The 12,541-nt window shown below is 42.1% G+C and carries 11 protein-coding genes; 2 read left to right on the top strand and 9 right to left on the bottom strand.

Annotated elements, in window-relative coordinates; genetic code table 11:
* Window positions 1-165: 165 nt before the first annotated feature.
* The 4 genes from zupT to E2K52_RS11515 form a co-directional block, all read right to left on the bottom strand.
* Window positions 166-975, bottom strand: coding sequence for a zinc transporter ZupT (zupT, locus tag E2K52_RS11530; protein WP_151205235.1), 810 nt, complete (start codon window positions 973-975; stop codon window positions 166-168).
* A gap of 95 nt (window positions 976-1,070) precedes the next feature.
* Complete coding sequence (locus E2K52_RS11525) at window positions 1,071-1,217, bottom strand: methionine/alanine import family NSS transporter small subunit (protein ID WP_151205234.1); 147 nt, start codon at window positions 1,215-1,217, stop codon at window positions 1,071-1,073.
* 1 nt (window position 1,218) lies between these two features.
* Window positions 1,219-2,706, bottom strand: a complete 1,488-nt coding sequence (locus E2K52_RS11520; RefSeq protein WP_151205233.1) for a sodium-dependent transporter — start codon at window positions 2,704-2,706, stop codon at window positions 1,219-1,221.
* A 587-nt stretch (window positions 2,707-3,293) separates the two neighbouring features.
* The gene (locus tag E2K52_RS11515) at window positions 3,294-4,742 is read right to left on the bottom strand and encodes an aldehyde dehydrogenase family protein (RefSeq protein ID WP_151205232.1); all 1,449 of its coding nucleotides are present in this window, start codon (window positions 4,740-4,742) and stop codon (window positions 3,294-3,296) included.
* 130 nt (window positions 4,743-4,872) lie between these two features.
* Here E2K52_RS11515 and E2K52_RS11510 point away from each other — a divergent pair, with 130 nt between their 5' ends.
* Window positions 4,873-5,583: a TIGR04219 family outer membrane beta-barrel protein gene (locus E2K52_RS11510; RefSeq protein ID WP_151205231.1), complete on the top strand. Its 711-nt coding sequence runs from the start codon at window positions 4,873-4,875 to the stop codon at window positions 5,581-5,583.
* A 348-nt stretch (window positions 5,584-5,931) separates the two neighbouring features.
* On the top strand, window positions 5,932-6,483 hold the full coding sequence (locus E2K52_RS11505; protein ID WP_151205230.1) for a type 1 glutamine amidotransferase domain-containing protein: 552 nt from the start codon (window positions 5,932-5,934) through the stop codon (window positions 6,481-6,483).
* A 45-nt stretch (window positions 6,484-6,528) separates the two neighbouring features.
* Here E2K52_RS11505 and E2K52_RS11500 read toward each other — a convergent pair whose 3' ends face one another.
* The 5 genes from E2K52_RS11500 to E2K52_RS11480 form a co-directional block, all read right to left on the bottom strand.
* On the bottom strand, window positions 6,529-6,852 hold the full coding sequence (locus E2K52_RS11500; protein WP_151205229.1) for an ankyrin repeat domain-containing protein: 324 nt from the start codon (window positions 6,850-6,852) through the stop codon (window positions 6,529-6,531).
* A gap of 127 nt (window positions 6,853-6,979) precedes the next feature.
* Window positions 6,980-7,555, bottom strand: a complete 576-nt coding sequence (locus E2K52_RS11495; protein WP_151205228.1) for a hypothetical protein — start codon at window positions 7,553-7,555, stop codon at window positions 6,980-6,982.
* An 82-nt stretch (window positions 7,556-7,637) separates the two neighbouring features.
* The gene (locus tag E2K52_RS11490) at window positions 7,638-8,987 is read right to left on the bottom strand and encodes an aromatic acid/H+ symport family MFS transporter (RefSeq protein ID WP_151205227.1); all 1,350 of its coding nucleotides are present in this window, start codon (window positions 8,985-8,987) and stop codon (window positions 7,638-7,640) included.
* 364 nt (window positions 8,988-9,351) lie between these two features.
* Window positions 9,352-10,713: an MFS transporter gene (locus E2K52_RS11485; RefSeq protein ID WP_151205226.1), complete on the bottom strand. Its 1,362-nt coding sequence runs from the start codon at window positions 10,711-10,713 to the stop codon at window positions 9,352-9,354.
* Window positions 10,714-11,018: 305 nt separating this feature from the next.
* Complete coding sequence (locus E2K52_RS11480; RefSeq protein ID WP_151205225.1) at window positions 11,019-12,269, bottom strand: esterase-like activity of phytase family protein; 1,251 nt, start codon at window positions 12,267-12,269, stop codon at window positions 11,019-11,021.
* Window positions 12,270-12,541 lie beyond the last annotated feature (272 nt).

Here is a 12,541-nt window from a genome sequence, read left to right as displayed (position 1 = left end):
GAATAATTCAAGTGAATTTGTTTGAAAGAAGAACTTTAAAAGCTTTATTTTCACCCGATAAAATACCCATAAAACAAGAGGAAGCTCAAATGAGCTTCCTCTTGTGAAAAATTGTGGGACAGCAATGTGGCTCAGGCTGCCTTTTTTATTCTGTTTTTTTAACAGCTACTGAATAAATTTGAAGATGACCAGACTGGTCGCCAAGGCCGCCATACCACTCACCAGACCATAGACCGTTTCATGACCCTGGGAAAACTTTTTGGCTGCAGGCAAGAGTTCATCTAATGCCAGATAAACCATTACGCCCCCAATCATCCCGAACACCATGCCATACATTGTCTGGTTCATATACGGTGCCAGAATAAAATAGCCCAATGCCGCTCCCAAAGGTTCGGCCAATCCCGAGACAAAACTGGCCAGCAAGGTATAATCTTTGCGACCAGTGGCCAGATAGACAGGTAGCGCAATTGCAACGCCTTCGGGAATATTATGGATCGCAATGGCCACGGCTAAAGGTACGCCCAGTGCAGGGCTTTCCAGAGTCGAAAAAAAAGTCGCCAGCCCTTCTGGCAAATTATGCGCACTAATCGCCAACAGGGTCAGTAATCCGGTTCTAAGTAACTGCGGCTGGCCGACATCCTGCGCTTGCCGGGTTTCCATAGTTTCATGCGGGTTTGGAATCAGACGATCGAGTACTAACACCAAAATCACGCCGAGCAGAAAAGCAAACGTACCCAAGGCAAAACCGGTTTTTTCATCAAAGGCCAAACTAAAAGAATGAATAGATTTATTCAAAATCTCGGTGAGAGAAACATAAATCATGGCCCCTGCCGCAAAGGCCAGGCCAAACGCCAGAACACGGAAATTGGGACGTCTTAAGAACAGCACCATTCCTCCACCCACGACAGTCGCCAGACCTGCAAGAAACGTCAGACTAAATGCAATTCCGACTTGGTCGGGTAAAATGGCCTGCATCTTAATGCTCCATTTCTAAAATAAGAAAGTCATTATCACAGGGGATAATGACTTTCATTTTTATGGTTTGTTGGGCTAGATCAACAGATTTTTAGTTAAAGTATGTGCTGGTCTTTGACCTCGTCCAGCACCTCATCCTCTTCTGCATCCGGGTGCTTCGCCAAATGCAGCATGGCGAGAATCAAACCTCCCCAAAGCAAGATCATTGAAATGGCCATCATAAATATTGCGGAAGTATTCATCTTAGTTCTCCTCCCCAGTCGTGCTATCTTTTAGATAGCTCAAGCCAATAGCGCCCAGCATAAACAGGGCGACGGTACCCCCACCGACAATCCATAAAATGTGCGTCGCATAATCCCCATAGCCACTGGCAATAATGGACTTGATGGTTAAGCCCAAAGCGATCAACAAGGATAGTGGGGTAATGACCGTCAGCAAAAAGTTCCAGCCCTTGCCTAATTTAATGCTTGAGTATTGGTTAACATGCGCTTGTAACTGTTGCATTAATGGACGATGGAACCAGGATACCAGGATAATAGAAAGTACACCGCCCCCGACAATCCCAATATTATTGGCAAAGTAGTCGATAATATCGACAAAGGTAATTGCACTGTGTGTCGAGAAAATTAATGTAGACATCACCGCTGAACCGCCTGCGATAATGGTGACCGCTTTCTTACGTGACCATCCTAATTTATCCTGAAAGGCTGCAATAGGGACTTGCAGGATACTCACCATGGAGGTGATTCCCGCCACGGTTAACGAGGCAAAGAACAAGAATCCGAACAGATCTCCTCCCGCACCCATACTCGAAATAATTTTAGGGAAGGCAATAAAGGCCAAGCCAATTCCTCCCGACACCACCTCTTCTACTGGCAAACCCGAGCTATAAGCCATAAAGCCTAATGCAGCAAAGACCCCAATCCCGGCTAAAATCTCAAAAGATGAGTTTGCTAATGCAACCACCAGACCGGAACCTGTTAAATTGGTTTTTTTCTTCAAATAGGAGGCATAGGTCAGCATAATCCCGAAACCCACTGAAAGTGAGAAGAAAATATGCCCAAATGCGGCTAGCCATACTTTATAGTTCGCCATCGCTTCCCAGTTTGGGGTAAAAAAGGCATTTAAACCTGTGGTTGCGCCGGGTAAACGCAGCGCTTGTACGACCAAAATGGTAAATAACACCACCAGCAAGGGCATAAAAATTTTATTGGCAAGTTCTACACCGCGACGAACGCCGCCATATAAAATGAACATCACCACGGCCCACACAATCACCAGTCCAAAAAATAAGGTGGGCACAAAACCTAAGGCTAGGCCTTCACCATTTTGCAAATAGGTAGAAAAAAAGAATCCTTGTGTGTCTGCTCCCCATTGTTGGCCAATGGAATAGAACATATAATTGCCTGCCCACGACAAGACACTGGCATAATAGAGGCCAATGACTAAAGTCACCATCACTTGCCACCAACCTAGGGCTTCAGAGTTCATGAGCTTCTTATAGGCAGTTGGTGGAGCCTTACGGAACTTATGGCCAACGGCATAATCTAAGTACAATAAAGGTAAACCAGCGGCAAAAATAGCAATCAGGTAAGGAATTAAAAATGCACCGCCGCCATTTTCATAGGCCACATAAGGAAAGCGCCAAATATTTCCCAAACCCACGGCAGAACCTACGGCTGCGATAATAAATCCTGATCGCGCGGACCAGTTTTCACGAGAATCTGTCATAAAACACCTAAACTATAAATTCCTTTTCATGCTGTTTGTTATGATTATTTCATCAGCAAAAAAAGAAACATTTCCATTATTTTTTGGTGTTTGAATTAGCGTTGTGCCTTTTGGGCATCGTATTCTAATGTGCAAACAGGTCAGTAAAATGTACAGCTTGCTTAAAGTCTGATGCGTTCACTGACCTTTAGATGCTTTAACAATACTGAATTTTTCACTTTTTTTCTGTAATTTCTGCTCAAAATATTCTTCTTTTATAATCTATTCTTAGTCAATCGTTCAATAATTCGACCAACTGAACTTGATTTTACTGAGTCAATATTGTGAGAAATTTTGAAATGTATGATTTGTAAGTTTTACTCCGGCTTTTCCAGCCTTTTCCCCGTCAATTGCTTAGTAGTTCAACCATTCGTAGAACCTCACAATAAAAAGTAGCGTATCACTTTGCATGCAAGGCAATAGACCTAGCTTTTTTAATCAGGCTTGCATGTTTTCCTCGTTCCAAATTTATGGCTATTGAATTAAAAATAAAATTCCACAATCTGCGGCTTGCCGATTGTGGACTTCAGTTGATTGCTTCGATCCGCTTAGGTTTTAATAACCAGCATCCGTTCTTCCTGCATATCCCGGATGGCTGACTGAATCCCTTCCCGGCCCAGACCGGAGTCTTTCACCCCGCCATAAGGCATGTTATCTACCCGGAAAGAAGGAATATCATTAATGATGACACCGCCGACCTGTAAATGATCCCAGGCATAGAGCATATTTTGCAGATTCTGGGTATAGACCCCGGCCTGCAAACCAAAACGGCTACTATTGATGCTGGCAATACCGGCTTTAAAGTCAGAATAAGCTTCCAAAATGGCCACCGGACCAAAGACTTCATCACGATAAATTTCCAGCTGCCGGTCAACGTTTTCAAGCAGGGTCGGTTCAAACATCACACCATTCAATTCGCCGCCCGCCAGTACCCGTGTGCCTTGCGCAACGGCGCTATCTAACCAGCGCTGTAAACGCTGGGCTTCAGTGGCTTTAATCATCGGACCTGCCAAAGTGCTTTCCAGATCAGGATCTGCTGCTTTCAGGTTTTTGACTTGCTGAACCAGCTTGTCCCGGACATCATTATAAATATCCTGATGCACTAGAATGCGCTGCACACTGATACACACTTGTCCAGCATGACCATAAGCACCGGCAATCAAACGATTAATCAACGCTTCTGTAATTTCAGTATCTGGCTCAATCATCACCGCTGCGTTACCACCCAATTCCAGGGTGACTTTTTTACGCCCTGCCCGCGCTTTCATATCCCAGCCGACCACATCTGAACCGGTGAAACTGAGCAGCTTGAAACGGTCATCAGTGACCAGTACATCGGCCAGATCACGTGGACATGGCAAAACCGAGAAGGCATTTTTCGGTAAATCGGTTTCAGCCAGAATCTCGGCAATTTTTAAGGCAGAAATTGGCGTCAGGCTGGCTGGCTTCAACACAAAAGGACAACCTGCGGCAATTGCTGGTGCAATCTTATGTGCCGTCAGATTCAGCGGGAAGTTAAACGGACTGATCAGGGAAACGGCGCCAATAGGCATCTGCTTGACCATGCCCTGATAATCCGCGGCTGCTGCCGTAACGGCCAGCGGTAAAATACGTCCCTGATCCATCTGGGTGACGGCATCTGCGGCGATCTGGAAGGTATTAATCAGGCGTTCAACTTCCGCAGCGGCGGCTTTACGAGGCTTACCGCCTTCTGCAATCAGGATATTGGTCAGCTCTTCACGGACTTCCTTAAAACGCTGCACACAATGCAACAGGATATTCTGCTTTTGAAAAGGCTTTAATGCTGCCATCTCGGCTTCGGCCGCGGCAGCAGCCTGAATAGCCTGTTCCAAAGTTTTGGCATCTGCCAGGGCAACCCGTGCATAAAGTTCCTGACTATATTTATGTTTAACTTCCAGCCATGCTCCTGTCTCCACCGGTTTTCCGGCTACATATAAGGGGTAATCGTTATAAGGCTGTACTGCTGTAGATCCCATTGCTCCGTCCTTCGCATCCAAATATATTACAATTTTAAAATTAGCTATATGATGCACCCAGATGCAGATATTAAGAATATGTATTTCGGTAAATGACATCGTTCAATTTAAACAAAATATAAGGAAAAATATGAAGCAGATAACAATATTAACTGCCCTATTCCTCGGATGTGGCCTAACCACATTCAGTCATGCAGATGTGCTGGGACTGAAAGCTGATCTGAGTTACTGGAATTTTGAGGGTTATAGTGAAAATACAACCCGTCATCCAGTGCCAGAATATCAGCATGCGCTGGATCGTCAGGGTACGGCACAACTGTCTGTGGCCTTAGAACATCCAGTACCGATCATTCCGAATGTTAAAATTAAATACGTTAATCTGGACAGCCAAAGTAAGGAAGATATTCCGGGTCTTTCCGCGGACATTCAGCTCGACCGGATTGACTATATTCTCTACTACGAAATACTCGACAATATCGTGAGTGCAGATCTGGGCCTTGGTCTTACCAATCTTCAAGGTACCGTTCAACATCGCAATGCGCCCTACTTGACGGATTATGAAGCGGATGGTTATGCAGCCCTGGTTTATGGACAGGCCGGAGTGAAACTGCCATTTACCGGACTCAGCGCCAAAGCAGAGGCTGTATTGAGCCGTGGTAGCGATACCTCACTCACTGACTTGCAGGCTGAAGTGCAATATAATTTTATTGATAATCTACTGGTTGATGTCGGTGCCAAAGCGGGTTATCGGATCATGAAGATTGACGCTGAGCAGAGTCAGGCACCTGATCTGAAACTTGAGTTTAAAGGGCCTTATGTCGGTCTGGATATACACTTTTAAACAGGACTATGCGGGTCTGATTTAACCTTGTAAGTTCAGGCTTACAACATGCAGTATGATCAACCTCTATACCGATTTTTTAATGCAGACTATTCTACCCCTATAAAGAGCAGGACGCTCAAATACCTAAAAACAAGAAGAATAATGTAATACATCAGGACGTAAGGTAGGACAGGAGTTATGCCTCAAAGTGAAGTACAAAAAAAAGCTCTGACAGGAGGTCGGAGCTTTTTTTATCTCGATATCCTGACTTAGCATTGCTTAACAATTGCAAGCTAAAACTCCCACATTGTAAGAATCAGCTTGTTGTTAAGCTGAAAATCCTCACATTTTTTGGGAACAGCGATCATGGTAAAAAAGGTCCTCTTTATTACTTCAAATCAAGGTATTGAACATGATGAACTGGTCGAGCCTTTAAACTTTCTCAAATCCAAAGGATTTGAAGTGATTCATGCTGCAGAAAAGAATGAAGATGTGGCAACTGTAAAAGGCGATACCAAAGCTGCTACCGAATATACGCCGGATACCAGTTTCGACCACGTCAATCTGGATGATTATGACCTGCTGGTAATTCCGGGCGGTACAGTGAATGCGGATACCTTAAGAATTAATCAGGATGCCCAGAACATCATTCAGCATTTTGCTGACAATCACAAACCGATTGCCGCAATCTGTCATGGGCCATGGGTATTGATTGATGCACAGCGGATTAAAGACAAAAATCTGACCTCGTATAAGAGCATTAAGCTGGATCTGGAAAATGCCGGCGGGAAATGGGTCGATGAACCGGTTCATCGTTGCAATACCGGTGATTGGGTATTGATTACTTCACGTAATCCAGATGATATTCCAGCCTTTAATGAAGCCATCTTGAAAGAACTTGAAGGCGAAGCGGCTTAAATCCTTAAAACAAAAAGAACCTCATGATTGAGGTTCTTTTTATGTTTAGATTCCGCCTGTAAGACTTTTCAGGTAAGTAATCACTTCTTTATTGCCTGCCATTTCGGCCAGTTCCAAGGCAGTATGAGGGCTACGATGGGCCAGATCTGCACCTTTACTGACCAGCAGTTTGACCACAGCCAGATGATCATTTTCAGAAGCGGCCTGTAAGGCGCTATAGCCTTCTTCATCGGCAGAATTCACGTTCAGACCTTCTTGCAAACCATGCTCGACCTGTTCAACGTCACCTAGAGAAGCCCAGTACACCAGTTCAGGAAGATGAAGTTCTTCATCATCTTCAGGGATTGGGGAGAATGAGTTGAGTTTCAAAATTAAACTCCTTATTTCTTTCATATAAAAATATGATAGATGTTATCAAAAACACTCTCTTCATATAAATTGTGAATATATCTTTTAAAAATTAATTATCTAAATAAAATTGCTAACTTATAAATAATTATTTATTCTCTCTATTGATACCTATCCAATATCTTTGTTTTAACATAGGTAGAGTATCAATTTTTCCATCTTTTTTATCCCTATAATGTTGTGATAAAGAATATAAAAATGCCGAAATTCGGTGATTTCCGTCTAAAACAGTTATGCCTTTATCCTTTTCTAGAAGTAAAATTGGAGGCTTAGGAAATACTTTCTCTGCTTCTAAATATTCTAAAACCGAATCAAACCTTTCTTTTAAATTATTAATTGATATTGAATAAACATTAGTTTTCCCTAAAACAGCGCCTTCTACCATATTAAGTAAAACTGATTTCCATTCATCACAATATTCATCTATTGGAATATAAGCTTCTATTTGATCCCATAGAATATTTTTCCAGTAATGTAATGGCTTATTTTGTAGTAGGTATTTCCAACGTCCAATAGCATTTCCTTCCTTATCCCAAGGCATACCATTACTTTCTACATAAGGTAAAAACCACTGTTCTAAAATATCAGTTGGGAAATTAGGTAATAATTTCTGAAGTTCTGAAATATGATTTATCACTTTTCTCTCTCTTAAAAAATTAGTCATCTTTATAAATTTAATAATTTGATATTACTAATTTAACAATAAAAAAGCCCCCTTTCGGAGGCTTGTTATTTAATCCTTAGCTTTAAGCTTTAGACACTGCTGGTTCAATTGAACCAATCTTGTCAGCTTCATTTTCATGCATGATCAACGCAACCGCAATTGCTGTAATCAGTACCGGTAAACCGACTGCCATAAAGTTGAAGTGAGCAGGAAGATTCATACCCAGTAAGCCACCAATCAGGATCGGGCCAACAATCGCCCCCATACGACCAATCGCAGAAGACCAGCCAATACCGGTCGAACGTACGGCCAATGGATAGAATTGCGCCACATAGCTGTACAATAACATTTGCGAACCAATCGATGCTGCACCTGCCAAGAACACCAAGATATAAAGCAAAAACTGATTTGACTGGAAACCCATCAGGCTCATCACAATCGCGCCCATCATACCGAGAAACATCAATACCGGTTTCAAATGGAAACGGTCAGCCAAAATACCACCACCGACAATACCAACGACTGCACCCACGTTCATGACCATCATAAACATCAGGCTGTTATCCATCGAGTAACCAGCTGCCATCATCAGCTTCGGCAACCAGCTGCTTAATGCATACATGGTGAGTAAGCAGCTAAAGAAGGCAATCCAGAACAAAACCGTATTGACCGCACGGCCACGACGGAACAGGCTCACCACGTTAGCAGGTTCAGGTACATTTCCCTGTGGCAGGCTAAACGTAGTGTGCTCATTTACGCTAACATCTGGCGCCAAACGACGTACAATACGACGTGCTTCCTGCTGCTTATTTTCTTTCACCATAAAAGCGAGTGATTCAGGCAAAAATTTCCAGATGACCGGTAATAAAAATAATGGGACTCCAGCAATAAAGAACATGATTTGCCAACCAAAACTTGGTGTAAACCACGAACCTAATAAGGCGGCCATCACACCACCTACGGCATAACCACTAAACATGGTGGTCACCAAGGTACTGCGCATTTTTTGTGGCGCATATTCAGAAGTTAAGGCCACCAGGTTAGGCATCACCCCACCAATGCCCAGACCGGCAAGAAAGCGTAAAATTCCGAATTCCGTTGGATTTGAAGCAAAGCCCCCAGCAAAAGTCAGACCACTAAATAATACAATACAAATCATGATGACTTTTTTACGACCGATTTTATCCGCGAGGGAACCAAAAATCATCGCACCAAACATCATCCCGGCAAGTGCGGTACTGGCCAACATACCTGCTTGAACAGCACTTAGACCCCAATCCTGCATCAATAATGGTAAAACCACACCATTAATTGCTAAATCATAGCCATCAAACAAAATAATGAGTAAGCACCAAGCAACTACATTGAAGTGAAAAGGCGTAAATTTCGCATTATCGACTACAGAACTAATATCCACTTTTTCCGTTGTCATCGTTCTCATCTCCCATGAGTACTTGTCCATAATATCCTTTTGAAGACTCAATTGAATATTCAACTGAAGATTCAAGACTGAGGAATATACGGAAGTCAGATTTCAGGCACAATAAGACTAAATGATATATTTCTATGAATTGGGAAAAGGCATTTATTTGCGTGATATGTCACGTTTTTATTAAGATAAATTATTGAATAATGAATTACTTATAATTTTAATTAAACTCAGCCCAGTAATTGAACATAAGCTAACTATTTTTCGGGCCTGTATTTTTATAGAAAATTTAAACAAAAGCCCCTTAATTGAAAGGGGCTTTTGTAATTCTTTAAAAGTTTAATTCATTTTAATTGGCAAAAAATGCCTAGGTTTTAATCGAATTGAGCTTTTTGGTTGCCAACACAGTCTCTGTATCATGTTCTGCTGCCAGGTCTTTACGCACAATCAGGGCAACAGAAATTGCGCCAATAATGGCCGGGATTGCAACAGCCAGGAAATTCATCTTGTGTGGTAATTCCATGCCCAGCAAGAAACCGATCACGATTGGTCCCACAATGGCACCAGTGCGGCCGACTGCAGAAGCACAGCCAATGCCGGTAGAACGGATGGATAAAGGATAATATTGCGCCACAAAACTATATAGCAGAATACTACTGCCAATTGCAGAAGCACCCGCAGCCGCTACCAGTAAATAAATTACCACTTGTGGAGAATTAAAGCCGAGGCCCACCAGAGACACTGCACCCAGCAGGAACATGCCGATAATAACCGGTTTCAGATGAAAACGGTCTGCTAGAATCCCTCCGCCAATTGTACCTATTACGGCACCGATATTCATCGCCAGCAGGAACATCAAGCTATTACCCAATGAATAGCCTGCGGCCATCATCAGTTTTGGCAACCAGCTGCCCAGTGCATATACCATCAGCAAACACATAAAGAAGCAGCTCCAGAACAGTAAGGTGCTCATGCTACGGCCTTGTTTAAACAGGGCGGCAATAGAGGCTTCTGGTGCATGGACTTCATTCAGTACAAATTGAGTATCTGCGGTAACCGCCTGTTCAGGAACAATCTGCTGTACAATTTTACTGGCTTTTTCATTTTTCTGTTTTTTCACTAGAAAAGTGAGTGATTCAGGCAGATAGAACCATAACAGTGGCAAAATCAATAAAGGAAGACCTGCAATATAAAACATGATTTCCCAGCCAAAACTTGGTGTTAACCAAGCCCCGAGCAATGCCGCCATAATACCACCTACCGCATAGCCACTAAACATAGTGGTCACCAGGGTACTGCGCTTTTTTTGTGGTGCATATTCTGAGGTTAAAGCCACCAGATTAGGCAACACTCCCCCAATACCCAGACCGGCAATAAAACGTAAAACCCCAAACTCGGTTGGGCTTGAGGCGAAACCGCCCCAAAAGGTGAATCCACTAAATAGAGTCACACAAATCAGAATTACATTTTTTCGGCCAATTTTATCTGCCAGCATCCCAAACAGCATGGCCCCAAACATCATTCCCGCCAGTGCGGTACTCGCCAACATGCCAGCTTGCACCGCTGTCATATTCCATTCTTGCATGAGTAGAGGTAAAGCAACTCCATTAATTGCCAAGTCATAACCGTCAAAAATAACGACAAATAGACACCACAATACGATTTTTAAATGGAAAGGTTTAAACTTTGCTTCATCCACTACAGCATTTACATTTATTATCGCTGACATTTTTACCTCACCTCCAATTGTGAGCTTTTACTTATTGTATAAAAAATGAATTGTTATTCACTTTTTATATAAAATGGATGATTATTTATACTTTGTCGACTGCAAAATTGATCATTTTTTAACTTTATTGGCTTTTTAACACTAAAGTTGTAAATAAAAATATTTAATTAATTCAGCTAAATATGTGATTATTCACATATAAAATAAAGTATTATCAAAGTGATAAACCGGTTTTCTGTAAAATTTATATAAAAAAATCCCCAGATGGATCCATCTGGGGATTTGTTAAAAATGCTCAACAATTCCTAATATAAAGCTTTTTCCAGACGAATCTGGATAATTTCATTATCATCTGCCAGCTTGCGGTTACGTCCGCTAGAGCCAGGAAAATTATTATCATTCAGCACAGTAAGCAAGTCCGGCCCTTCAATAATCAGATCTTCAATTGTCTGGAAAGGCAAACCAAAACGAGTATTAGTAGCTATATCCCCTGTGCGTACAGGTCCGTATAACAAGTCCGGATTGGCAAGATCCATCAAATTGACCAGCTCTATACGTGAAACTGCTTCACCAGGTTGATTCAACTTAATTTTGATTAATTTTTTATAACCGCCCAGATTATTTTCAGTATCATCCCGCTCAATAATAATGCCTTCTGACTGATTAAATAGCTGAAAATCACCAATTGCTGTGGCTTTGCTATCAAGATCAAAATAATAGACCTTTCCAGTATAAGCTTTTTTCTGAATATCAAATTCGGAAATAATCAGTTGTGATTGAGTCGCATCAATTAACGGTTTTTCCAGTAGAGGATAGAGATATTGGCCATCAGTAGAGATAGCCATCCCTTCAAAACCGCCACTGCGTTGTACCAACGGAGTCACATAATTTTGACCCATTTTATTCAGCTGATTTTGTGGAGAACGGAGTTCAATTCCGGGTTTGCTAGGGTGTGGCAAAGCAATAGGTGGGCTTTGCAAGATGCCTTCGGCATTAAAATGCAGTAAATAAGGACCAAACTCATCTCCAATCCAGATATCCCCATTTGCAGTGCGTTGCATCGATTCTGGATCAAAATCAGCGCCTGTTAACAGGCGTTCTTGAGTATTCTGATGAACAATATCGAAAGGAATCAGACGATTAGGATCACGTAGCTGGATATAAGCCAGAGGTTTTACCCCTGCTGTCCCACCCACTTTGGTTCTAAAATCAATTGAAAGATGATGCAAACGCAATAAATAATCTGCTGAATTATCTTGAGCACCAAAACCATTATCAGACATCGCCAGGTAAGTACCATCTGGATTTTTAAGGGCGGCCGAAAAACCTTGTACAGGCTGACCTTTAAAGGGAGGAAAAATTCCATTCGCTCCCTTAACATCATGGCCAGAATCAGGACCTTCTGCATAAGTTTCTACATCCAACTTGGCAAAAGATATCAGGGTAGGTTCTGTTAATGTCTGCTCGGGTAAAGTTGTGTCGTGATGATCTGAATCTTTACAAGCAGAAAGCATCAAGATGCAAATACTTAACACGCTCAGCGAAATTTTTCTCATACGGCTCTTCATCTCGTCATTTTTTATAGTCAAAACTGATTAAATCAGCTTTAAATGACAAACACACAGCAATTGTATGAAGCTTTCGCGAAGTTTTTAATTTCTAGCAGGATATCCCAACTATTGTTCTGATTTTTATTTTTCATTTTATAAAAAATAAATCCCCCTGCTTTTTAGCAGGGGGATTTTGAATAATGAGCTGGCGATGACTTACTCTCACATGGGTAACCCCACACTACCATCAGCGCAAAGAGGTTTCACTTCTGAGTTCG

Origin of the sequence: Acinetobacter sp. RF14B (assembly GCF_006864105.1) — a bacterium.
GTDB classification, from domain to species: domain Bacteria; phylum Pseudomonadota; class Gammaproteobacteria; order Pseudomonadales; family Moraxellaceae; genus Acinetobacter; species Acinetobacter lwoffii_C.
Note: the sequence above shows the minus strand (reverse complement) of the source record. Positions and strands in the feature narration are given on the sequence as shown.

Excerpts from the sequence above, each read along its gene's own strand:
- zupT (WP_151205235.1), bottom strand. The coding sequence starts at position 975 with ATGCAGGCCATTTTACCCGACCAAGTCGGAATTGCATTTAGTCTGACG.
- E2K52_RS11525 (WP_151205234.1), bottom strand. The coding sequence starts at position 1,217 with ATGAATACTTCCGCAATATTTATGATGGCCATTTCAATGATCTTGCTT.
- E2K52_RS11520 (WP_151205233.1), bottom strand. The coding sequence starts at position 2,706 with ATGACAGATTCTCGTGAAAACTGGTCCGCGCGATCAGGATTTATTATC.
- E2K52_RS11515 (WP_151205232.1), bottom strand. The coding sequence starts at position 4,742 with ATGGGATCTACAGCAGTACAGCCTTATAACGATTACCCCTTATATGTA.
- E2K52_RS11510 (WP_151205231.1), top strand. The coding sequence starts at position 4,873 with ATGAAGCAGATAACAATATTAACTGCCCTATTCCTCGGATGTGGCCTA.
- E2K52_RS11505 (WP_151205230.1), top strand. The coding sequence starts at position 5,932 with ATGGTAAAAAAGGTCCTCTTTATTACTTCAAATCAAGGTATTGAACAT.
- E2K52_RS11495 (WP_151205228.1), bottom strand. The coding sequence starts at position 7,555 with ATGACTAATTTTTTAAGAGAGAGAAAAGTGATAAATCATATTTCAGAA.
- E2K52_RS11490 (WP_151205227.1), bottom strand. The coding sequence starts at position 8,987 with ATGACAACGGAAAAAGTGGATATTAGTTCTGTAGTCGATAATGCGAAA.
- E2K52_RS11485 (WP_151205226.1), bottom strand. The coding sequence starts at position 10,713 with ATGTCAGCGATAATAAATGTAAATGCTGTAGTGGATGAAGCAAAGTTT.
- E2K52_RS11480 (WP_151205225.1), bottom strand. The coding sequence starts at position 12,269 with ATGAGAAAAATTTCGCTGAGCGTGTTAAGTATTTGCATCTTGATGCTT.